21 protein-coding genes, 2 tRNA genes and 1 pseudogene are annotated in these 22,534 nt (G+C 42.8%); 20 read left to right on the top strand and 4 right to left on the bottom strand.

Annotation, left to right across the window (positions count from 1 at the left end):
- The 3 genes and pseudogenes from sdhA to VK080_RS13990 all read left to right on the top strand — a co-directional run.
- Positions 1-623 (top strand): annotated as a pseudogene (sdhA, locus tag VK080_RS13980) (succinate dehydrogenase flavoprotein subunit); the annotation flags it as partial.
- A gap of 2 nt (positions 624-625) precedes the next feature.
- The gene (gene sdhB / locus VK080_RS13985) at positions 626-1,390 is read left to right on the top strand and encodes a succinate dehydrogenase iron-sulfur subunit (protein WP_324225412.1); all 765 of its coding nucleotides are present in this window, start codon (positions 626-628) and stop codon (positions 1,388-1,390) included.
- 76 nt (positions 1,391-1,466) lie between these two features.
- Entirely contained in the window at positions 1,467-1,910 is a 444-nt protein-coding gene (locus VK080_RS13990; RefSeq protein WP_324225387.1) for a thioesterase family protein, read from the top strand.
- Between the two features lie 160 nt (positions 1,911-2,070).
- Here VK080_RS13990 and VK080_RS13995 read toward each other — a convergent pair whose 3' ends face one another.
- Positions 2,071-2,295, bottom strand: a complete 225-nt coding sequence (locus VK080_RS13995; RefSeq protein WP_324211535.1) for a response regulator transcription factor — start codon at positions 2,293-2,295, stop codon at positions 2,071-2,073.
- A 374-nt stretch (positions 2,296-2,669) separates the two neighbouring features.
- On the opposite strand from VK080_RS13995, the gene VK080_RS14000 reads away from it, so the two are divergent.
- From VK080_RS14000 to VK080_RS14025, 6 genes are all read left to right on the top strand, one after another.
- Positions 2,670-3,122 (top strand): MarR family transcriptional regulator, encoded by a 453-nt coding sequence (locus VK080_RS14000; protein WP_324225388.1) that lies wholly within the window; start codon positions 2,670-2,672, stop codon positions 3,120-3,122.
- Positions 3,123-3,142: 20 nt separating this feature from the next.
- A complete protein-coding gene (gene racE / locus VK080_RS14005; protein ID WP_324225389.1) occupies positions 3,143-3,961 on the top strand; it encodes a glutamate racemase in 819 nt (272 codons plus the stop codon).
- A gap of 125 nt (positions 3,962-4,086) precedes the next feature.
- Positions 4,087-5,187: a GerMN domain-containing protein gene (locus tag VK080_RS14010; protein ID WP_324225390.1), complete on the top strand. Its 1,101-nt coding sequence runs from the start codon at positions 4,087-4,089 to the stop codon at positions 5,185-5,187.
- A gap of 125 nt (positions 5,188-5,312) precedes the next feature.
- The gene (rph, locus tag VK080_RS14015) at positions 5,313-6,080 is read left to right on the top strand and encodes a ribonuclease PH (protein ID WP_324225391.1); all 768 of its coding nucleotides are present in this window, start codon (positions 5,313-5,315) and stop codon (positions 6,078-6,080) included.
- Entirely contained in the window at positions 6,077-6,685 is a 609-nt protein-coding gene (locus tag VK080_RS14020) for an XTP/dITP diphosphatase (RefSeq protein WP_324225392.1), read from the top strand. The genes rph and VK080_RS14020 overlap by 4 nt, the downstream gene beginning before the upstream one ends.
- A 1-nt stretch (position 6,686) precedes the next feature.
- Complete coding sequence (locus VK080_RS14025) at positions 6,687-7,202, top strand: metallophosphoesterase (protein ID WP_324225393.1); 516 nt, start codon at positions 6,687-6,689, stop codon at positions 7,200-7,202.
- 96 nt (positions 7,203-7,298) lie between these two features.
- On the opposite strand, the gene VK080_RS14030 is transcribed toward VK080_RS14025, so the two are convergent.
- Together VK080_RS14030 and VK080_RS14035 are read right to left on the bottom strand one after the other, a co-directional pair.
- Positions 7,299-7,372, bottom strand: a tRNA-Arg gene (locus tag VK080_RS14030).
- 13 nt (positions 7,373-7,385) lie between these two features.
- A tRNA-Gly gene (locus VK080_RS14035) sits at positions 7,386-7,489 on the bottom strand.
- A 224-nt stretch (positions 7,490-7,713) separates the two neighbouring features.
- Here VK080_RS14035 and VK080_RS14040 point away from each other — a divergent pair.
- The 5 genes from VK080_RS14040 (at position 7,714) to yihA (ending at position 15,156) form a co-directional block, all read left to right on the top strand.
- Entirely contained in the window at positions 7,714-8,694 is a 981-nt protein-coding gene (locus tag VK080_RS14040; RefSeq protein WP_324225394.1) for a tetratricopeptide repeat protein, read from the top strand.
- Between the two features lie 144 nt (positions 8,695-8,838).
- Complete coding sequence (gene tig / locus VK080_RS14045) at positions 8,839-10,125, top strand: trigger factor (protein WP_324225395.1); 1,287 nt, start codon at positions 8,839-8,841, stop codon at positions 10,123-10,125.
- A 449-nt stretch (positions 10,126-10,574) separates the two neighbouring features.
- Positions 10,575-11,855 (top strand): ATP-dependent protease ATP-binding subunit ClpX, encoded by a 1,281-nt coding sequence (gene clpX / locus VK080_RS14050; protein ID WP_324225396.1) that lies wholly within the window; start codon positions 10,575-10,577, stop codon positions 11,853-11,855.
- 402 nt (positions 11,856-12,257) lie between these two features.
- Positions 12,258-14,588, top strand: coding sequence for an endopeptidase La (lon, locus tag VK080_RS14055; RefSeq protein WP_324225397.1), 2,331 nt, complete (start codon positions 12,258-12,260; stop codon positions 14,586-14,588).
- Positions 14,575-15,156, top strand: coding sequence for a ribosome biogenesis GTP-binding protein YihA/YsxC (gene yihA, locus VK080_RS14060; RefSeq protein WP_324225398.1), 582 nt, complete (start codon positions 14,575-14,577; stop codon positions 15,154-15,156). Before lon ends, yihA begins: the two co-directional genes overlap by 14 nt.
- A gap of 39 nt (positions 15,157-15,195) precedes the next feature.
- Here yihA and VK080_RS14065 read toward each other — a convergent pair whose 3' ends face one another.
- Positions 15,196-15,687, bottom strand: a complete 492-nt coding sequence (locus tag VK080_RS14065) for a LiaI-LiaF-like domain-containing protein (protein WP_324225399.1) — start codon at positions 15,685-15,687, stop codon at positions 15,196-15,198.
- 226 nt (positions 15,688-15,913) lie between these two features.
- Between VK080_RS14065 and hemA the strand changes: the two genes are divergently transcribed.
- The 6 genes from hemA (at position 15,914) to hemL (ending at position 22,487) form a co-directional block, all read left to right on the top strand.
- Positions 15,914-17,281, top strand: coding sequence for a glutamyl-tRNA reductase (gene hemA / locus VK080_RS14070; RefSeq protein WP_324225413.1), 1,368 nt, complete (start codon positions 15,914-15,916; stop codon positions 17,279-17,281).
- 18 nt (positions 17,282-17,299) lie between these two features.
- Positions 17,300-18,121 (top strand): cytochrome C assembly family protein, encoded by an 822-nt coding sequence (locus tag VK080_RS14075; RefSeq protein ID WP_324225400.1) that lies wholly within the window; start codon positions 17,300-17,302, stop codon positions 18,119-18,121.
- A 316-nt stretch (positions 18,122-18,437) separates the two neighbouring features.
- Positions 18,438-19,367, top strand: a complete 930-nt coding sequence (hemC, locus tag VK080_RS14080) for a hydroxymethylbilane synthase (RefSeq protein WP_324225401.1) — start codon at positions 18,438-18,440, stop codon at positions 19,365-19,367.
- Positions 19,367-20,140, top strand: coding sequence for a uroporphyrinogen-III synthase (locus VK080_RS14085; RefSeq protein WP_324225402.1), 774 nt, complete (start codon positions 19,367-19,369; stop codon positions 20,138-20,140). Before hemC ends, VK080_RS14085 begins: the two co-directional genes overlap by 1 nt.
- Positions 20,141-20,146: 6 nt before the next feature.
- Positions 20,147-21,127, top strand: coding sequence for a porphobilinogen synthase (hemB, locus tag VK080_RS14090; protein ID WP_324225403.1), 981 nt, complete (start codon positions 20,147-20,149; stop codon positions 21,125-21,127).
- A 70-nt stretch (positions 21,128-21,197) separates the two neighbouring features.
- Positions 21,198-22,487, top strand: a complete 1,290-nt coding sequence (gene hemL, locus VK080_RS14095; protein ID WP_324225414.1) for a glutamate-1-semialdehyde 2,1-aminomutase — start codon at positions 21,198-21,200, stop codon at positions 22,485-22,487.
- Positions 22,488-22,534: the final 47 nt, after the last annotated feature.

Below are 22,534 nucleotides of genomic sequence, written 5' to 3' on the forward strand. Positions count from 1 at the left end.
GGGCAAACCGTTTAGGTGCCAATTCCCTGCTTTCGGCGATTTATGGCGGATCTGTTGCCGGTCCAAAAGCGATTGAATACATTGAAGGTTTGGATAAACATGTTGATGATCTGTCATCGAAACTATTTGAAGACAGGGAAAAAGAAGAACATGAAAAATTTGAAAATCTTATGAAGATGGACGGTACTGAGAATGCCTATCAAATCCATAAAGAACTGGGAGAACTGATGACGGATAATGTAACCGTTGTCCGTTATAATGATAAATTGAAAGAGACAGACAAGAAAATCCAGGAATTGATGGAGCGCTGGGAAAACATAAACATAAATGATACCTCCCGGTGGAACAACCAGGGTGTTATGTTTACACGTCAGCTGGAAAGCATGCTGCATCTGGCACGGGTTATTACCAACGGTGCCCTGAAACGCGATGAAACACGTGGTGCCCATTATAAACCGGAATTTCCTGAACGTGACGATGAAAACTTCCTGAAAACAACGATTGCACAATATGACGAAAAAAATAACGAACCTGTCATCACGTATGAGGATGTTGATGTATCGTATATTGCGCCACGGAAACGCGATTACACGCAAAAAAACGAACACGAAGGGAGTAAGTAATGATGGCTGAACAAAGTACTGTTACGTTTATTATAACGCGTCAGGACAGTCCGGATTCTTCTCCTTATGAAGAGACGTTTGAAGTCCCGTACAAACCAGGTATGAACGTTATTTCCGGGCTTATGGAAATCCAGAGAAATCCGGTGAATGCCAATGGGGAAAAAACAACACCGGTTCAATGGGATATGAACTGTCTGGAAGAAGTCTGCGGTGCTTGTTCCATGGTCATCAATGGAACAGCACGGCAGTCATGTGCCGCGTTGATAGATGAGCTTGAACAGCCAATCCGTTTAGAGCCAATGAGCACATTCCCGGTCATCCGTGACTTATTTGTTGACCGGGAGCAGATGTTTGACGCCTTGAAACAAGTGAAGGCATGGATTCCCATTGATGGTACGTATGATCTTGGTCCTGGACCGCGCATGCCTGAGAAAAAACGTCAATGGGCATATGAGTTGTCCAAATGTATGACGTGTGGTGTTTGCCTTGAAGCATGCCCAAACGTCAATGATAAGTCAGATTTTATCGGTCCGGCTGCCCTTTCACAAGTGCGTTTGTTCAATGCACATCCAACAGGTGAGATGAATGCCAGTGAACGTCTGGAAGGATTGATGGAAGACGGCGGCATTTCAGGCTGCAGCAATGCACAAAATTGTGTACAGGTTTGTCCTAAAGGCATTCCATTGACAACATCGATTGCTGCTATGAACCGTGCAACAAACATTCAGGCATTCAAGAACTTCTTTGGCAGTGATGAAGCTCATTAAGCTATGAATCTATTAATCTCGGAATGACCCTTGCCCAACCAATGGGCAGGGGTCATTCTAATAAGGAGGCAAACTGATGAGTAAAGTTTCATATATTGATAATATGGAAGAATGGCGGTCTGAGTTTAGTTTTTTTATTCCAATCAGAATCCGTTTTTCCGAAACAGATATGTTCGGACATGTGAATAATGTTTCCCCGTTTATTTATTTTGAAGAGGCACGAATAGAATTTCTGAAATCTGTCGGTTTATTTGGCAGTGATCATGACAACGGGGCTATGCCCATCGTGGCAGATTTGCAATGCGATTACCATAAGCAGATTTATTTCAATGAGGATCTGCATCTATATGTAAAAGTTGATCATATTGGAAACACGTCATTTGATGTTCATTATATGGGGTTAAATGGTGAACAAGAGCTCTGTCTAACAGGCCGGGGAAGAATGGTATACATAAAACCTGACACTGGACGCCCTGTTCCATTATCTGATTCCATGAAAGAAATCCTGATGAAAGCGTAAAGTGAAACTTCATTCAGCGGGACGCTATTTCCCGCTGAATGTTAGTTGAACCGAATCGGACATTTATGGTCAGTCAGCCGCCGTATTTTGTCGGTTTACTGACCATTACATGCGGGATAAATGATAAAAAACCGACTTCCTAAGAGAAAGTCGGTTTTTGTCAGAGCTTCAACTCCCCCATGCGAAGAAGTTCTACCACTGCTTGTGATCGCCCCTTGACTCCTAATTTCTGCATCGAGTTGGAAATATGGTTCCGGACTGTTTTTTCAGATATAAACAATTCCTGGGCAATTTCTTTGGTTGTTTTATCTTGGACGAGAAGTTCGAATACTTCTTTTTCGCGCTTTGTTAATAATTGCTTCGGTTTGTACTTGTTATCCTTCAAATGATAACCCCTCCTTGCTGTCAAAGAGCTGCATATGAAGGGTAAATTATTTAGTCACTATTAGCGTATGAAAGTTTGTGTAAACGGTGAGCACATTTTGGATGAAGTTTAATATTATGGCAGTAGTCCATTAAACACTGAGATTTTTGTCGGGTTATGTTAAAATACTGATATAATAGTGCGTGTTCAAAAAGGGAGATATAGTGAAACTTCATTCAGCGGCATGATTTTCTCCGCTGAAGAAGGGGATCAAAGGCTAAGTTCACAACGTCCAGTTGCAACGCCTTTGTGATCTGCATCGTGCAGTGTGTCATGGTTACCGGACTTTTTGAACACCCTCTAATATTGGGAAATTCTTGGGGGGGTTACCCGTATTGCGTGATGACATATCAGCAGAAACCATTGCAGCTCTTGAAAAACGATTGCGCTACATAGCAGGGAACATCAAAAAGAATGGACGAAAGATTCTTCACCATTACCCAATCACGTCACCACAATTCGTTGCCTTGCAGTGGCTTGTTGATGAAGGTGATTTGACAATCGGTGAGCTTTCTAATAAAAATGGTTTAGCTTTCAGTACAACAACAGATTTAGTGGATCGTATGGAAAAGAATAAATTGGTGGAAAGAATACGGGATACAAATGATAGACGGGTTGTTCGGATTCATGTTTTGTCCAAAGGCCGAAAAATTATTAAGGAAGTCATTAAGAAACGGCAGGAGTATTTGGGCAATGTACTGGAGAATTTTTCAACGGAAGAAACTGAAACGTTAAATGAGCTATTAATGTTCTTATATGAACAGATGCAGCAAACAGAAAATAAATAACAGCAAGAAGAGGCGATTTTTTGAGTCAGGCAATAGGCGTGATTGATTCTGGTGTGGGTGGCCTGACGGTTGCTCATGAGTTAATGCGCCAGCTTCCAAAAGAAAGTTTGATTTATTTGGGCGATACGCTAAGGTGTCCATACGGGCCACGTTCGGAAAAAGAGGTTAAAAAATTCACAAGGGAAATGGCAGATTTTCTGCTCGGCAAACATATTAAAATCCTCGTCATCGCCTGTAATACGGCAACGGCATTTACGTTAAATGAACTACAGAATGAGCTGCCGATTCCGGTGATTGGCGTCATTAACCCAGGTGCGCGTGCAGCGATCAAGGTTACAGAAAACAGTCACATTGGTGTGATTGGAACAGAAGGAACCATTAGAAGTAAAGCTTACGAGAAGGCATTATTACGTATTGATGCCAATATCCGTATCAATTCGTTGGCATGCCCGCTGTTTGTCCCGATGGTCGAACAAGGCGTTCTTTCCGGAAAAGAAGCAGAGGAGATCGTTGATGAAACGCTTTTGCCAATAAAGAAACAAAACCACATCGATACATTGATTCTTGGCTGTACCCATTACCCGTTAATTAAAGAAACCATTCAAAAAGTTATTGGCAGCCAGGTTACCGTTATTTCATCGAGTGAAGAAACGGCACGTGAGGTCAGCACAATACTGGAATTTTACAACCAATTATATAAGGGAACGGAATCACCTGCCCATCATTTTTACACTACTGGCGAGATGGGGGTCTTTGCCAAAATCGCAGAAGGTATTTTCAGTGAATCAGTTGATTATTTTCAATCCGTTACCATTAAAAAAGCGGTTCTCCCAAATTAATGCATATGTGGAATCCTTTTTGATAGTTGTTTTCAGAAAGGATTCCATTTTTTGTTGACAGGTTGGTCTAAAATTTTGGTGAGCTCGTATATATAATAGTACAAACCATCGTAGGAGGGAAAAACATGCAGAAGCGCAGTCTATTGTTATTGAGCCTAACGGTGTTTCTCACTATTATATTATCCGGATGTTTTCAGGGAGAGCAGTCATTGGGTAGCGACGAAGGAGAAATGGATCCGCCGAAAGATGCTGAAGCTGTCGATGATTCATCAAATGAAACAGGTGAAAAAGCAAGTACTGAAGGAAAAGAAAGCGTGGACGATGCGGAAGAAGATACATCAACTGATACGGTAGACAGGCAATTATATTTGCTTGATGCCAATGGTATGGTGGCATCCCAGACTCTGCAGCTGCCACAGCCGGAATCTAATACGGTAGCGGAACAGGCATTGGAATATCTTGTGAAAGATGGACCGGTTACCTCGCTATTGCCAAATGGTTTTCAGGCGGTTTTACCGGCCGGAACAGAAATACTTGGGTTAAATTTGGAAGATAACGGTACAATGATTGTTGATGTTTCCGAGGAATTCAAAAATTACAAGGCAGAGCAGGAGCTCGAAATACTTCAGGCAATGACTTACACCGTTACACAGTTTGATAATGTCGATAGTATGAAAGTGCATATAGAAGGAACCCCGCAAGAGACGATGCCGGTTGACGGAACGCCGATTGGTGACGGATATTCAAGGGTTAATGGGATTAACTTGATTCAATCCAATACAGTAGATTTGCTTGGAAGTGAACCAGTCACAATGTACTATCCGTCCGTTCAGGGTGAAAATGAATATATTGTCCCTGTTACACAATACATTGAAGTTGAGGATAACGATTTGTACGGATCCATGGTTCAGGCGCTGATGCAGGGACCTGGTGCTGATACCAATTTGCAGCACGTTTTCAATAGCTCAGCGGAGTTGACTAGTAATCCAAGTTTAAATGATGGCGTGCTTGAAGTGGTTTTCAACCAGGAAGTATTGCAGGATGCAGATCAAGCGGTTATTTCGAACGAAGTGATGGAAACCCTCGTACGAACTTTGACAGAGGATGAATCGGTAGAAGCCGTTGAAGTGAAAGTGGAGGATGTGGAAACCCTCTTTAATGAAAACGGGGAGCCATATACGGAACCGGTCACAACACAATCTTTCTTTTCAACTGAAAAATTATAGTGTGGTTATAAAAGACTGTGAACAGCAGTCTTTTTTCTTTTTTGTCCAAAATTCATAATTCATGTTTGATGGTAAAAAATATGTTAGGATAACCGTGAATGCATAATTAAGGAGGCATAGGTTCATTGAGAAATGATCAGCGACATTATAACGAAATACGGCCAGTTACCATTACACCGGATTATGTTAAACATCCTGAAGGTTCTGTACTTATTGAATTTGGCGATACAAAAGTAATTTGCAATGCAAGTATTGAAGATCGGGTGCCCCCTTTTATGCGAGGTCAGGGGAAAGGTTGGATTACGGCTGAATATTCCATGCTGCCAAGGGCAACGGAACAGCGTAATATCCGTGAATCGTCCAAAGGAAAAGTGAGTGGACGTACAATGGAAATCCAGCGCTTAATCGGACGTGCCCTTAGATCAGTTGTTGATCTGAATAAGATAGGAGAGCGGACCGTGTGGGTTGACTGCGATGTTATTCAAGCGGATGGGGGTACACGAACAGCTTCAATCACTGGGGCTTTTGTTGCTGTTGTTATAGCTTTCAATACATTGCTTCAAGCTAAAGTCATTAAAAAAATGCCTGTGACCGATTTTCTGGCAGCTATTTCGGTTGGTATTTCATCGGACGGAACAGAACTTCTTGATTTAAATTATCAAGAAGACGCCGAGGCAGCTGTCGATATGAACGTGGTTATGACAGGAGAAGGCGAGTTTATTGAAATACAAGGAACAGGGGAGGAAGCTACGTTTAACGGAAACCAGCTGCAAACGATGCTGCAACTTGCCGGTAACGGATTACAGGAATTGAACACCATTCAAAAATCGGTACTGGGTGATTTAGTCGGCCGGATTGGCGAGACAAAAGAAATTCAGGAAGATTCGCCATGAAGAGGATTGTCATTGCCACGAAGAACCCTGGCAAAGCAAAAGAATTCAAAACACTTTTCGCTAAATACGATATGAATGCTGTTTCCCTTCCTGAATTGTCCAGGGAAATAGAAGATATTGATGAAACTGGAACGACATTTGAAGAAAATGCTGCCTTGAAAGCTGAGCAGATAGCAAAGCTGCTGCAGACACCTGTCCTGGCTGATGACTCAGGTCTGGAGATTGATGCACTGGATGGACGGCCGGGCGTTTTTTCGGCAAGATATGCTGGTGAACCCAAAGACGACATGAAAAATATCGATAAAGTGCTTGATGAATTGCAACATATTGAAGACGCTGATCGAACAGCACGTTTTGTATGTGTATTGGCGGTATCTATACCAGGGGAGTCAACGTTGTTTAAAAAAGGATACTGTGAAGGTCGAATTGCTGATACCCAAGCAGGTGATAACGGGTTCGGCTACGACCCGATTTTTATTCCAAATGGTTATACAGAAACCATGGCACAGCTTTCCCCTGACGAGAAGAATCGAATTAGCCATAGGCGTAACGCTATCCGACAATTGGAGGATTGGGTCAAAAATTTCGGTAAACAGATGAGGTGATATGATGCCAAGTGTATTAATCGTCAGTGACAGTCACGGTTCAACAGAAGAACTACAAGCCATTAATGAACGTCATCATGCTGATTATAAAATTCATTGCGGTGATTCGGAGCTTGAAATGGATAACCCGGCACTGGAAGGGTACATAAAAGTTGCCGGCAATTGTGACGTTGATGCCAGGCTTCCGGAAGAGCAGGTTAATACAATCGATGATCTTACTTTTTTTATTGCACATGGCCATGTGCACCAGGTGAAATCAAATCCATTGGCAATCACTTATCGGGCTGAAGAACATCATGCGCAGATTATCTGCTTCGGTCATACACATAGCCCAGGTGCGGAAAAAAACGGCAGCCAATTGTTGATTAATCCGGGGAGCGTTCGCCTGCCGAGGACGCGAAAAGAGAAGACATACGCCCTTATGGAATGGGACACACCGGATGATATTGCAGTCTATTTTTACACAGCAGAAGGGGATCTGGTTGAGGATTTATCAATGAAAACATCTCTACCCTGAACGATAACTCTAAAATATCTTATACGATAAAAACGAATATCGCGTTGGTTGAAAAAGCCGGTATCCTGCTGACAGGTACCGGGCTTTTTTAATTAACGTCCCAGGCAGGATTCGAACCTGCGACCCACAGCTTAGAAGGCTGTTGCTCTATCCAGCTGAGCTACTGGGACATATGAATATGTATGGAGCGGGTGATGGGAATTGAACCCACGACATCAGCTTGGGAAGCTGACATTTTACCGACATCAGCTTGGGAAGCTGACATTTTACCACTAAACTACACCCGCATGCAGTCAACATTTTGACGGACAAAGATAATTATATGCACTTTAAAACGATTTGTCAATAGTATGGCAGTTAGAGTGTTGTGTATGATATTATGTAACTTGTAATATGATAGAATAGATATTTTTTCATATCTTACTGCGCTGTTGGGAAATGGCAGGTTTTATGTATTATAAACCGGGGTAAGGCTATTTATTGAGACATTTGTACAGAAAGGGGTGAATTCATGGTAAGTTATAGGGAAAATGTTATTCTTTTCCCGAAATGGCGGAGCACTTTAGAAAAGGAAAGTCTCTTGGCATTGGAAGAGAAAAAGTATAAAGAAGCACTGATAAAACTTGATCAGTTATTGGGGTTCGGCGTTCAGAATCATGAAATTATCATCGGCAAGCTGATGTGTTTGATGGAGCTGAATCGGTATAAGGATGCACAGGATTTTTGTGAAGGATTGTTAATATATAAAGATGAATATTACTATCAATATGTTCACATTTACTTAACCATTTTATTCCAGACGAGCCAGTACCAGTTATTGATGAATCAGGTTGAACAGGAATTGGAAGCAAATACGGTACCTGAAGATATGAAAGAACAGTTTCGGCAGCTGTATAATATGAGCCGGAAAATGAGGCATCAAATCAGGGTGGAAAAGTCTCCCGAGTACATAAACGAATTATTAAAAGCAGTAGAAGAAGAAAATCATGCCAATCAACATAGACTGGTTGAACACATTCGTAAAATGGATGTAACGCCGACAGATCAGTTAAAAGCACTTTTGACTGATGATCGGGTTCATCCAGTTGTAAAAACGGCCATTTTTATATGGCTTCAGGAAAAGGAAGTTTCTGACAAGGTCCCGATACATAAATTAGGTATGAAACTGATAACAGTACCGGATACCACACCGTCACTGGACGCCCATCCAATAATACAGCGGACGTTATTGGCCATTAGTGATCAGGAACAGGAAAATCCAACCTTATTCCAGTTGATGGAGCAGCTGCTGAACCATTATGCTTATGTGCGATATCCGATCATGCCAGCACAGGAAGATGCTGTATTGATAGCCGAAGCACTGATTAAAATCGGTCATGATTTTCTCGCTATACATAAGAATAATATGGGCAATGAAGACGAAAACATAATTCAATATACAGAAGAGATTAAGATGTGCGAAGCTTTATATTCGACAATCATTGAAACTTAAAACAGCAATTGAAATGTCGGTATAACTTGAAAGGCCGCACAATTATGTTATAATGAGATGGTTGAAATTTTGCTTATTATAAAGTCGGACGTATTGTAATACACCGTCATCATCAAAGGAATAATAGATTTTGGAGGGTATGTTATGTCAGCAAAATGGGAAAAACAAGAAGGGAACCAAGGGGTACTGACGTTTGAAGTAAGTGCCGAAGAATTTGATAAAGCACTGGATCAGGCTTTCAAAAAAGTTGTCAAAGATGTGCAAATTCCCGGTTTCCGTAAAGGTAAGGTGCCTCGTAAAATTTTTGAATCACGGTTCGGCGTTGAATCCTTATATCAGGACGCTGTGGACATTGTACTCCCTGACGCCTACACAAAGGCTGTGGAAGAAACGGAAATTGAACCAATCGAGCAGCCGGAAGTTGACATTGAACAGATCGAAAAAGGGAAAGACCTTATTTTTAAAGCCACTGTCAATGTCAAACCGGAAGTTACGTTAGGTGAATATAAAGGCCTTGAAGTGGAAGAACAGACAGTCGAGGTTACGGACGAAGATGTGGAACATGAAATCGAACATCAGCGTGAGCACCATGCTGAATTGATTGTCAAGGAAGAGGGCAATGTAGAGGAAGGCGACACTGTTGTGATGGATTTTGAAGGATTTATTGACGGTGAAGCATTCGAAGGCGGAAAAGGGGAAGATTACTCGCTGGAAATCGGGTCAGGCCAATTCATTCCGGGCTTTGAAGAGGAACTGATCGGAAAAACAGCCGGTGAGGAAACGGAAATTAATGTCACGTTCCCTGAAGATTACCATGCTGAACATCTGGCAGGAAAAGATGCTGTATTTACCGTTAAAATCCATGACATAAAAACAAAAGAACTGCCGGAATTGGACGATGAGTTCGCCAAAGATGTCGATGAAGAAGTGGAGACACTTGATGAACTGAAAGAGAAAACAAAAGAGAACTTGCAAAATCAGCGTGAGCAGGAAGCTGAGAATGAACAACGCGAAACATTGATTGAAAAAGCTTCCGACAACGCTGAAGTTGATATCCCGGATGCCATGGTGGAAACGGAATTGGACCGCATGCTCCAGGAATTCGAACAGCGCCTGCAAATGCAGGGTATGACGCTGGACATGTACTATCAGTTCTCAGGTCAGGATAAAGATGACTTGAAAGAACAGATGCGTGAAGATGCTGGGAAACGTGTCAAAACTAATTTAACGCTTGAAGCTATTTACTATGCGGAAAATCTCGAAGTGACAGACGAAGATGTCGAAGAAGAGCTTAACAATATGGCGTCTATGTACGGTACCGATGCTGAACAGCTTAAACAGATGCTCGGCGGAAATACCGATGCTCTTAAAGAAGAACTTAAAGGCAAAAAAGCTATCGACTTTCTGGCCGAGCACAGTAAAGCCGTATAGTTGCCCCGGAACGTTAAATAATGCTATAAAAGCAAGGTGCGATAACTCGCACCTTGCTTTACACTTTACCCCGCATGTAATGGTCAGTAACCCGCCAGAAAACGGCGGTTAACTGATCCTAAATGCCCGATTCTGTTCGGGCCTGCAGGACGCAGGTCACAAAGGCGTTGCAACAGGACGTTGCGCATTTAGCCTTTGTACCTCTGCTTCAGCGGGGAAAGGCGTCCCGCTGAATGAAGTTTCACTTTATCTGATTTTTGTTATCTATCCTGTCCAAACGACATACGATAATAAGAAATCGGAAGACAGTCACAAGGTTCTTTAAAAAATCGGCTATTGCAGAAGTTTTATTATTTTGCTTTCACATGCTGATTTGGTATGATGACGTTAAGTTTAAGATGTAGACAAAAAATAGGAAGCAGATTTAAACTTTTAGGAGTGAAAAAGAAATGTTTAAATTCAATGAAGAAAAGGGACAATTAAAGTGCTCGTTTTGCGGCAAGAGTCAGGATCAAGTTCGTAAATTGGTGGCTGGTCCAGGCGTTTATATATGTGATGAATGTATAGAACTTTGTACGGAAATAGTGGAAGAGGAACTTGGAACGGAAGAAGCATCCGAGTTTGAAGAGCTTCCTAAACCAAAAGAAATCAATGAAACACTTGACGATTATGTTATTGGTCAGGAAGAGGCAAAAAAGAATTTGTCTGTTGCCGTCTATAACCATTACAAACGTATTAACACACCTCAAAATAATGCTGATGATGTGGAACTGGCTAAGAGTAACATTGCCATGCTCGGGCCAACCGGGTCCGGTAAAACACTGCTCGCCCAAACGCTGGCAAGAATCCTGAATGTTCCGTTTGCAATGGCAGACGCAACATCACTGACTGAAGCGGGTTATGTCGGGGAAGATGTTGAAAACATTTTGCTGAAGCTGATTCAGGCAGCTGATTATGATGTGGAAAAAGCAGAAAAGGGCATTATTTATATTGATGAGATTGACAAGGTTGCCCGCAAATCTGAAAACCCTTCAATCACCCGTGACGTGTCCGGGGAAGGTGTTCAACAGGCACTCCTGAAAATTTTGGAAGGAACCGTGGCCAGTGTGCCGCCTCAGGGAGGACGCAAACACCCGCACCAGGAATTCATCCAGATTGACACAACCAATGTACTGTTTATTGTCGGCGGGGCGTTTGATGGTATCGACCAGATTGTTAAACGCCGTTTAGGCAAAAAGGTGATTGGGTTTGGTTCAGATGATACACGGGAAGATCTGGACGAAAGCGATCTGCTGCAGAAAGTATTACCAGAAGATCTGTTGCGGTATGGTCTGATACCGGAATTTATTGGCAGAATTCCGGTAATTGGCAGCCTGACCCCGCTTGATGAGGATGCCCTGGTTGAAATCTTGACTAAACCGAAAAATGCGCTGATTAAACAGTATGAAAAGCTCTTCGAAATCGACAATGTTGAGCTGGAATTTGAGGACGAAGCACTGAGGGCAATTGCCAATAGGGCGATTGAACGGAAAACCGGAGCGCGCGGTCTGCGATCGATTATTGAAAGCATCATGCTGGATGTCCAGTTTGAAGTGCCTTCCCGTGATGATATAGAGAAGTGCATCATCACAAAAGATACGGTTGAATTAGAGAATGGAAGACCAAAATTGGTATTCCATGATGGTACTGTACAAGATGAAAATGAAAAAATTCCAAGAGAGAGTGCATAACCCAGATGGATGAACAATAATTATACGGGACTGACATTCGTTTGGCTCCTCTATGCAAATAACGGTCGGGGAGGCACCGGACAGATGTCAGTCTCTTTCTATGTTCATTGAGTAATTTTTCGCTCTCAGGCAATACTAAAGTAAAGTTATTATGATTTACAAACAGCCGCGTTTTCTATAGACTTTAAACAATCATACATAAAGCGAAACTTTATTCAATGGGGTTCTTTTCCCATTGAATGAGTGGATCAAAGGCTAAATACGCAACGTCAATCGCAACCTCTTTGTGACCAACATCGCGTTGGCCCGAGCAGAATCGAGCATTTAAGGGCAGTTAGCCGGTATTTTCGGCCTGTCCTTAAATGCGGAAAAAAATTCCAGTCAATGGAGGTATACATAATCATGACTAAAGAAGCAACACAACTGCCCCTCCTGCCATTGCGGGGATTGCTCGTCTTTCCATCTATGGTATTACATTTGGATGTAGGACGTGATAAATCCGTCGCAGCTCTGGAAAAAGCAATGATGGATGATCAAACGATTTTTCTTGCTGCCCAGAAACAAGTAAGTCTGGATAAACCGGAGTCAAAAGATATTTACCGGGTTGGAACAGTGGCATATGTCAAACAGATGCTAAAGCTTCCAAATGGCACCATACGCGTATTGGTGGAAGGGCTGCGCCGCGGAGAAATCAGCCGTTTTATCGATGAAAATGAGGAATTCACTGTTGAAATTAATGAGCTTGAAGATGAACATGGTGAACAGAACGAAGAAGAAGCACTCATGCGTTCGCTGCTCAGACAATTTGAACAGTATATTAAAGTTTCACAAAAAATCACTAAAGAAACATTGGCCACCGTTACGGATATTGATGAACCGAGCAGGCTTGCCGATATCGTCACATCTCACCTTTCCCTGAAGATAAAAGACAAACAGGATTTATTGGAAATGGTGAATGTGAAAGAACGTTTGCAGCATTTGATTCAATTAATTTCAAACGAAAAAAAAGTGCTCGATCTGGAAAAGAAAATCGGCCAGCGTGTCAAAAATTCGATGGAAAAAACGCAAAAAGAATATTATTTGCGTGAACAATTGAAGGCTATTCAAAAAGAACTTGGTGAAAAAGAAGGAATATCCGGTGAGGCTGAACAACTGAGAGAAAAAGTAGAAGCATCAGACATGCCGGATCGAATCGTTGATGTTGCCATGAAAGAACTCAAACGTTTTGAGAAAGTCCCGCAAAGTTCTGCTGAAAGTTCGGTGATCCGCAATTATGTTGAGTGGCTTTTGGCATTGCCATGGACCGAAAAAACAGAAGATATGATCGAGATCGATAAAGCCCAGGGAATATTGGATGAAGATCATTATGGACTTGAAAAAGTCAAAGAACGTATACTGGAATATCTGGCTGTCCAAAAGCTGACACAGTCAATCAAAGGCCCAATACTTTGCCTTGTTGGACCGCCTGGTGTCGGCAAGACGTCATTGGCTAAATCAATTGCCCGTTCAATCAACCGGAATTTTGTGCGCATTTCCCTTGGTGGTATCCGTGACGAGGCCGAGATTCGCGGCCACCGGCGCACGTATATCGGTGCCATGCCTGGCAGGATCATCCAGGGAATGAAAAGAGCCAAAACCGTCAACCCGGTCTTTCTGCTTGATGAAGTAGATAAAATGGTCAGTGATTTCCGTGGGGATCCATCTTCAGCGATGCTCGAGGTGCTGGATCCCGAACAAAACAGCAATTTCAGTGATCACTTCATTGAAGAGACGTATGATTTATCAAATGTTTTGTTTATCGCTACTGCCAATTATGTCAATCATATCCCGGGACCGCTGTTGGATCGGATGGAACTTATAACGATTGCAGGCTACACGGAGGTAGAAAAGCTGCATATCGCGAAAGAGCATTTGCTGCCCAAACAGCTGAAAGAAAATGGTTTGAAAAGGGGTAATCTGCAAATACGTGACGATGCTCTGCTGAAATTAATCCGAACCTACACACGTGAAGCCGGTGTCCGCAACCTTGAACGACAGCTCGCAAAGCTTTGTCGAAAAGCAGCAAAAATCATTATATCCGGTGAAAAAAAACGTGTAATTGTAACTGAAAAAAGCATGGAAGACCTGCTTGGCAAGCCACTTTTCCGGTATGGACTGAGGGAACAGGAAAACCAGGTGGGAGCGGCTACAGGTTTAGCCTACACAGCTGCCGGCGGTGATATCTTATCAATTGAAGTCACTCATTACACCGGCAAAGGGAAATTAACCCTGACTGGCAAGCTGGGAGATGTGATGCAGGAATCGGCTCAGGCCGCATTCAGCTACATTCGCTCGCGTGCTGAGGAACTTCATATAGATCCGGACTTTCATGAAAAATACGATATCCACATCCATGTTCCTGAAGGCGCCACACCCAAGGACGGCCCTTCAGCCGGGATTACCATGGCTACGGCCCTTGTCTCGGCACTGACAGGCAGAGCCGTAAAAAAAGAAGTCGGTATGACAGGGGAAATCACGTTGCGCGGTCGGGTGCTGCCGATCGGCGGGATGAAAGAAAAAGCGCTGAGTGCACATCGGGCAGGTCTAACGACGATTATTATCCCGGAAGAAAATGAGAAAGATATTGAGGATATACCAGAAAGTGTGCGTGATGATCTGATATTCATCAAAGTCAGTCATCTGGACCAGGTGTTAAAACACGCTTTAACGGAGGAGAAACATGAAAGTAACTAATGCTGAAATGGTCATAAGTGCCGTCAGCCAAAAACAATATCCAGACAGCCGGCTTCCGGAAATAGCGTTGGCCGGCCGTTCAAACGTAGGCAAATCATCATTCATTAATAAACTGATCCAACGGAAAAATTTAGCCCGAACATCATCCAAGCCGGGCAAAACCCAAACAATCAACTTTTATAAAATAAATGACAAGTTTTATTTTGTTGATGTTCCCGGTTATGGCTATGCAAAAGTTTCTAAAAAGGAACGCGGAAAATGGGGCGTCATGATGGAGGAATATTTTGAAACACGTGATACTCTGAAAGCTTGCGTCATGATTACCGACATTCGGCATGCGCCAACAAAAGATGATGTCTTAATGTATGACTTTCTAAAGTATTATGAGCTTCCAGTATTGGTGATAGCAACAAAGCTTGATAAAATTGCTAAAGGAAAACGCCCTAAGCATTTAAAACAGACATACCAGACATTGGCGGTTGAATCAGGCGATATCGTCATTCCCTTTTCGGCAGAAACCGGTGAAGGCAAAGATGACGCGTGGCGTGTGATCAGACAGTATTTATAGAATATTTTATGCACAAAAATGATCCGTCCGGCAATCGGATCATTTTTTCTTTTTGAGCCAGTATATGCCAATTCCGATCAGAATCAGCGGCCAAAACCGTTCCAGTAAAGTGGTGAAATCATAAACCCAGTCCAATGGTGCCGGTAACCGAACCGAAAACATCAGGACTACGGAGACAGCGCTGATGATGATACCGGTAAAAAGCCCGCTTTTTGTTTTTAACCCGCGCACAATAAAAGCAATGCCGACAATCAGCGGATACACTGCCCAATGATCAATCCAGAAAGAATAATGATTCAAGCCATGAAAATGGATACCTAGCCCCAACACGATCGTTCCACTCAACAGGTGCTGATAATCGCTGGATGTATAACTATGTATAAGCAGGGCAATTCCGATAATAATAAGCAAAGTAGGCCACGAATAAAAATCGGTGATAATAGGGATTTTCAGCTCCCTTAATAAAAAGTAAACACCAATACCGATCAATATGTAGGCAGCAAAAGAATGTTGCCGTTTCAAATTGCTCACCAACTTTCATTCTGTTAATTACCGGCCGGTATTTTTCGGCCGGCAGATTCCTTGCGTCTTCAATATGCGTGTGATAAAGTACAAACGGATTAACATACAAATGAAATACGATTGAATCTTGATTTTTGTTTCAAAATCTGTTCACATTTTAAATCATTTGGCATGTGTTGTCTATGTTACAATAATGGTTAGCTGATGTTTTAAAGTTTTGATGGGGGTAGTTATGGTGCATTTACTCAAAGTTGGTTTCAATTACAAATCAGCCCCGTTGGAAATCAGGGAACGTTTTATGATTTCTGAAGACGATATAGATAAAGCTATGGCAGAGCTGAAAAAGCGGAAAAGCATCCTGGAAAATGTAATTGTCTCAACTTGTAACCGGACAGAGGTTTATGCAGTAGCCGATCAGGCGCATACCGGGCGCTTTTATATTAAACAATTCCTTGCTGATTGGCTGCAAGTTGATAAAGAAGACATTTCATCGTACCTGCGCGTAACCGAAAGTGATGCGACGGTTGAACATTTGTTCCGGGTAACTTCCGGACTGGATTCAATGGTTTTGGGCGAAACACAGATATTGGGACAGGTTAAACATGCTTTTTTGACTGCTCAGCAAAACCATACAACCGGAACGATTTTTAATGAGTTGTTCAAGCAAGCCATCACATTTGCCAAAAAAGCACATAAAGAAACAGCAATTGGCGAACACGCTGTCTCTGTTGGTTATGCAGCAGTTGAACTGGCGAAGAAAATTTTTGGGGATTTACAAGCGAAACATGTTGTCATACTTGGCGCCGGCAAAATGGGTGAATTGGCAGCCAAGAATATACACGGTTCCGGAGCATCGAACATTACGGTGGTTAACCGCACGTTTGAAAAAGCCTGGTCACTGGCAAAAACGTTCCAGGCACAGGCAATGCCTGTTGAACAACTGCATAACGTACTGCATGATGCTGATATTCTGATCAGTTCGACAGGTTCTGATTCTGTTATGCTCTCAAAAGAATCGGTGGAAACCATTCAGAAAAATCGCAAAGGCAAACCACTGTTTCTGGTGGATATTGCTGTTCCAAGAGATTTGGATCCTGCGATTGGCGAATTGGATAATGTCTTCCTATATGACATTGATGACCTCCAGAATATCGTAGATGAAAACCTGGCTGCAAGAAAAGCAGCAGCCGAAAATCTGGAAATCACGATTGAAAAGGAAATCGTGGCGTTTAATGAGTGGGTCCAGACACTTGGCGTTGTTCCGGTTATATCGGCACTTCGCAAAAAGGCGTTATCCATACAGTCGGAAACGATGAAAAGCATTGAACGAAAAATACCGGATTTAACAGCGCGCGAGAAGAAAGTATTGAATAAACATACGAAAAGTATTGTCAACCAACTCTTAAAACAACCGGTGACACAGGCTAAGGAGTTGGCGGCAGATGACAACAAAGAAGAAGCACTGCAGCAATTTATTGATATTTTCGGTATTGAAGATGATGTGAAAGAAGAGCTACAAAGACAGGCGAAAAAAAATAACCCAGCTATAAACGAAACAGATGACAAGGTATCCTTTCCTGTTACACAAAGCTTATCACAGTAGGGTGAAAGGATTTCCATTATGGAAGAAGCAAAATGGCTTTATGAAATCATACTGATCATTTACGGATTGAGTCTGGTAGGATACTTTATTGAGTTTATACAAAATAACCGGAAGGCGAGCAGGATAGCCTTCTGGTTACTTAGTATGGTTTGGCTTTTGCAAACCGTTTTTTTATTACATCAGGTATTCATTGAGAAAAGTTTTCCGGTTTTAACGTTATATGATGGCCTATCATTTTACGCCTGGGTGCTGATTACCTTTTCACTTATCCTCAGCAAGATTTTACGTGTCCAGTTTATGCTGTTTTTCATTAATTTGCTAGGCTTTTTCATTCTATTATTATCGATTTCATCCACAGCAACGGAACGGATGCAGGTTCGGGGTATTGAACTGGTTCATGAAATGCTGATTGCCCATGTCACACTGGCATTCATATCGTATGGTTTTTTTACCATTTCCTTCATACTTTCGCTTATGTATCTTACCCAATACCGGTTTTTAAAGCGGAAGAAAGGATTTCACTGGGTATGGCGGATTGGTGACTTGGATCAGCTGGACAAGCTTTCATTTAAAGCGGTGACAGTGGGCGTGCCGATCCTGTCGATTGCAATTGTTCTGGGGATTGGATGGGCATATGCTGCAAATGCTGAGTTTTATTGGTTTGATTTGAAAACAGTTGGATCACTCCTTGTACTCGTTGTGTATGTTCTATACCTGATTCTACGATTAGGCAAGGGGTATCAGGGGAGACCAATTTCGGTTTATAACTCGGCTGCATTTCTTATTTTACTGGTTAACTTTTTTCTGTTCAGCAATTTATCCAATTTTCATTTACAATGAGTGTTTAAAAAGTAAGCTAAAAAGGACCGGCAGGCTAAGTTCTCAGGCGTCCTGTGCGGGCGCCTGCACTAGCAAGTCAATCGCGTCAACGTTCATGGCGGCGAAGTTTCGAGCACAAGGAATGCTTCACCGAATCTGCATCGCACGCAGGAAAAGCGGTTTTCTTTTCCAAGGAGCGGGCTTCTCTTGTTTGTGGTGAGTTCTGCGCCCGCCAAAGGACATGGACGGTTTCAGCAGAAGGTCCCTTGTTCGACGTGTCATTTTCACCGGACTTTTTGAACAACCTCTACAATAGATCCTTTAAGGAGGAATCCAAATGCGTCAAATTGTTGTTGGGTCGCGAAAAAGCAACTTGGCATTAACCCAGACAGACTGGGTTATCAACCAGTTAAAACAGGCCGGGATCACCAATCAATTTGAAGTGAAAAAAATTGTGACGAAGGGTGATCAAATCCTTAATGTCACACTTTCAAAGGTTGGTGGGAAAGCCCTTTTCGTTAAAGAGATTGAAAAAGCAATGTATGAAAAAGAAATCGATTTTGCTGTCCACAGCATGAAAGATATGCCTTCTGAAATGCCTGAGGGGCTTGTGATTACATCAATACCGGTCAGGGAAGATCACAGGGATGCCTACATAGCCAAAAATAATATGCCATTAAAGGATTTGCCTGAAGGTGCCATTGTTGGGACAAGCAGTTTAAGACGGAAGGCACAAATCCTCGCAGAACGTCCTGATGTTGAGATAAAATGGATTCGCGGTAATATTGAATCACGTATCCGCAAATTGAACGAAGAAGATTATGATGCGATCATTTTGGCGGTATCCGGGCTGAAGCGTGTTGGATTAAGCGAAGAGCTCATAACCGAATATCTTGAGCCTGATGTATGTGTTCCGTCAGTTGGGCAGGGAGCATTGGCAATTGAGTGCCGTGAGGATGATCATGAACTGCGTGAACTGTTAGCTAAGATAAATGATGACGATACAGCCAAAACGGTGACCGCTGAACGAACCTTTCTAAAATTATTGGATGGCAGCTGTTCCGTACCGATTGGAGGCTATGCTGCTCTGGAGGGGAATGACATTAAGCTGACGGCTTTTGTCGGAACAACTGACGGTAAGACAATGCTGCGAGAAGTGGTGCGCGGAACCGATCCGGAAGCAGTTGGGACAGAAGCAGCGCAAAAATTGATCAGCCGGGGTGCCAAAGATATTGTTGAACAGGTAAAAGAGGAGCTTGACAGTTAATGACTGCACCGCTTGAGGGAAAACGAATCTTAATTACAAGGGAAGAAAAACAGGCAAAAGAATTTGCGCAAAAAATTATGCAGTCCGGTGGTATACCTGTGGAGGTGCCTCTTTTAGAGATATCCTGCAAATGTCATGATGCCTGTCGAAAGCTGAACCAGAACAGGGAGCTATTCAAATGGCTGTTCTTTACGAGTACAAATGGTGTCCATTGTTTTTTCCAGATGCTTGAACAATCTGCTATGGGGAATGCTTTTTTAGCTGAAAGCAAGTTTGCTGCTGTCGGCCGCAAAACGGCAAATGCGCTGAAAAGTTATGGTTATCGGACAGATTTTATCCCGACCGTATACAGTGCAGAAGCCATGACAAAAGAATTTTTTGCTAAGTATTCACAGATTGAGGAGCCGGTCCTATTTATCAGGGGAAATAGATCGCGGGATATTCTGCCGGTTTGGTTCAAAAAGCAAGGCGTCCGCTTTCAGCAGCTTGAAGTTTATGAATCCAGGTATCGCTTTTCGGAGAGAGCTCACTTGAATGAGATGTTGAAACAAAAAAACCTTGATGCCATAACATTTACGAGCCCATCTTCGGTTGATGCATTTATGGAATTTAAGGAACAGGCGCTTAACAGTCTTCCACCGATTGTTTGTATTGGGACGACAACTGAAGAACGTGCGTCTGATTTTGGTTTGACCAATTGCCTTGTTCCGAACGAATTTACCGTTGATGGTATGTTGACATGTATGGAAGAATTTTTCGAACAGAAAGGATAGATTCATATGGTGAACGAATGGGAATTCAAGCGGCATCGCCGTCTGCGCTCTTCAGCTGCAATGCGGTCGCTTGTCCGTGAGAATCACTTGAAAATGGACGATTTCATTTATCCGCTTTTCATTATTGAGGGTGAGAACATCAAAAATGAAGTGCCATCCATGCCGGGTGTTTATCAGATTTCACTTGATCATGTAAAAGCGGAAATGGAAGAATTGCTGTCACTCGGAATAAAGGCGGTGATGTTGTTTGGCGTCCCGAATGAGAAAGATGAGCAAGGGACCGGCGCATTTATCGACACCGGCATTGTTCAGCAGGCAACCCGGCTTATTAAGAAAGAAGCACCCGAAATGCTCGTTGTTGCTGATACATGTCTATGTGAATATACATCACATGGTCATTGCGGGGTCATTCATAATCACGATGTCGATAATGATGAATCATTGAAACTATTAGCTAAAACAGCTGTATCTCAGGCAGAGGCAGGTGCGGATATCATTGCACCTTCCAATATGATGGATGGATTTGTCACGGTCATTCGTCAGACACTGGATGAAGCTGGATACCAAAATGTTCCTATTATGTCATACGCTGTAAAATATGCATCGGCATTTTATGGTCCATTCCGTGATGCGGCAGACAGCTCACCACAGTTTGGTGACCGCAAAACATATCAGATGGATCCGGCAAACCGCCGGGAAGCATTGCGGGAGGCAGACACCGATATCGAAGAAGGTGCAGACTTTCTGATCGTCAAACCAGCTCTATCATTCCTGGATATTGTTCGTGATGTGCGGAATAATTTTAATGCTCCGGTTGTTGCGTATAATGTAAGTGGTGAATATGCCATGGTAAAAGCAGCTGCATTAAACGGCTGGGTTGACGAACGGGAGCTGGTACTTGAAAAACTGACCGCCATGAAACGTGCCGGTGCCGATTTGATTATTTCTTACTTTGCCAAAGATGTGGCAAAATGGCTTCAAGCTTAAGGTTAGACAGAATCGGACCAGTTATCCCCGGTTTTTGCGGGGTAAAAATTTCAAGTTGAGGTGAAGTATGATGCGAAATTTTGAGAAGTCGCAAAATGCGTACAAGAAAGCGGCAGATTTAATGCCTGGTGGTGTGAACTCACCGGTACGGGCGTTTAAATCCGTTGGAATGTCACCGATCTTTATGGACCACGGTAAAGGATCTAAAATAACTGACATTGATGGCAATACCTACATTGATTATGTGTTAAGCTGGGGTCCGCTTATCCTTGGACATGCTGATGACCGCGTTGTTTCCGGACTGAAAGAAGTTACGGAAAAAGGAACTAGCTTCGGTACATCAACTATCCAGGAAAATAAACTCGCTGAGCTCGTGATTGACCGTGTTCCATCAGTTGAAATGCTGCGTATGGTAAATTCCGGAACAGAGGCCACCATGAGTGCACTAAGACTTGCCCGTGGATATACCGGCCGCAGCAAAATCCTGAAATTTGAAGGTAACTATCATGGCCATAGTGATTCGTTACTCATTAAAGCAGGATCTGGTGTTGCAACCCTTGGATTGCCGGACAGCCCGGGTGTTCCTAAATCGATTGCTGAAAATACAATAACCGTTCCATATAACGATGTCGAAAGCGTTCGCTATGTATTTTCTGAATACGGTGATGATATTGCCGCGGTTATTGCAGAACCTGTTTCCGGTAACATGGGTGTTGTGCCGCCGCAGGAAAACTTCTTGCAGGAATTGCGGAAAATAACCGAAGATAATGGATCACTCCTGATATTTGACGAAGTGATGACAGGGTTTCGGGTTGGCTATCATTGTGCACAAGGCTATTTTGGTGTGATACCTGACATAACTTGTCTTGGAAAAGTGATCGGCGGCGGATTGCCTGTTGGCGCGTACGGCGGAAAACGGGAGATTATTGAAAGTGTTGCCCCGACCGGTTCGATTTACCAGGCTGGTACGTTATCTGGCAATCCGCTCGCCATGACGGCCGGGTATGAAACGTTAAAAGCGCTTGACGAATCATCCTATGACGACATTAATCGAAAAGTCGATAAATTGGTTGAGGGGTATAAGCAGGCTTCCATTGATTACGATATACCGCTTCATGTAAACCGTGCCGGATCGATGGTTGGTTTCTTCTTCACGAATGAACCCGTTATTAACTATGAAACAGCCCAGACTGCCAATGTTGATTATTTTGCCCAATATTACCGGGCGATGATCGAAGAAGGTATCTTCCTGCCACCGTCTCAATTTGAAGGTGTATTTTTATCAACTGCCCATACCGATGAGGATATTGATAAAACAATCCAAGCAGTTCGCACAGCATTCTCCAAAATTGAAAAGTAGACATAAAAAGCTATTCCGGATTTTTCGGGATAGCTTTTTATTTTCTC

The sequence above is a fragment of the Lentibacillus sp. genome, assembly GCF_035301925.1.
Classification (GTDB): domain Bacteria; phylum Bacillota; class Bacilli; order Bacillales; family Amphibacillaceae; genus Lentibacillus.

What these genes read in the sequence shown, in the direction of transcription:
- VK080_RS14075 (WP_324225400.1), top strand. Translation starts at nt 17,300, where the DNA reads ATGGAAGAAGCAAAATGGCTTTATGAAATCATACTGATCATTTACGGA.
- VK080_RS14010 (WP_324225390.1), top strand. Translation starts at nt 4,087, where the DNA reads ATGCAGAAGCGCAGTCTATTGTTATTGAGCCTAACGGTGTTTCTCACT.
- hemL (WP_324225414.1), top strand. Translation starts at nt 21,198, where the DNA reads ATGCGAAATTTTGAGAAGTCGCAAAATGCGTACAAGAAAGCGGCAGAT.
- clpX (WP_324225396.1), top strand. Translation starts at nt 10,575, where the DNA reads ATGTTTAAATTCAATGAAGAAAAGGGACAATTAAAGTGCTCGTTTTGC.
- lon (WP_324225397.1), top strand. Translation starts at nt 12,258, where the DNA reads ATGACTAAAGAAGCAACACAACTGCCCCTCCTGCCATTGCGGGGATTG.
- tig (WP_324225395.1), top strand. Translation starts at nt 8,839, where the DNA reads ATGTCAGCAAAATGGGAAAAACAAGAAGGGAACCAAGGGGTACTGACG.
- VK080_RS14025 (WP_324225393.1), top strand. Translation starts at nt 6,687, where the DNA reads ATGATGCCAAGTGTATTAATCGTCAGTGACAGTCACGGTTCAACAGAA.
- yihA (WP_324225398.1), top strand. Translation starts at nt 14,575, where the DNA reads ATGAAAGTAACTAATGCTGAAATGGTCATAAGTGCCGTCAGCCAAAAA.
- VK080_RS14020 (WP_324225392.1), top strand. Translation starts at nt 6,077, where the DNA reads ATGAAGAGGATTGTCATTGCCACGAAGAACCCTGGCAAAGCAAAAGAA.
- sdhB (WP_324225412.1), top strand. Translation starts at nt 626, where the DNA reads ATGGCTGAACAAAGTACTGTTACGTTTATTATAACGCGTCAGGACAGT.
- hemB (WP_324225403.1), top strand. Translation starts at nt 20,147, where the DNA reads ATGGTGAACGAATGGGAATTCAAGCGGCATCGCCGTCTGCGCTCTTCA.
- VK080_RS14085 (WP_324225402.1), top strand. Translation starts at nt 19,367, where the DNA reads ATGACTGCACCGCTTGAGGGAAAACGAATCTTAATTACAAGGGAAGAA.
- VK080_RS14040 (WP_324225394.1), top strand. Translation starts at nt 7,714, where the DNA reads ATGGTAAGTTATAGGGAAAATGTTATTCTTTTCCCGAAATGGCGGAGC.
- hemC (WP_324225401.1), top strand. Translation starts at nt 18,438, where the DNA reads ATGCGTCAAATTGTTGTTGGGTCGCGAAAAAGCAACTTGGCATTAACC.
- VK080_RS13990 (WP_324225387.1), top strand. Translation starts at nt 1,467, where the DNA reads ATGAGTAAAGTTTCATATATTGATAATATGGAAGAATGGCGGTCTGAG.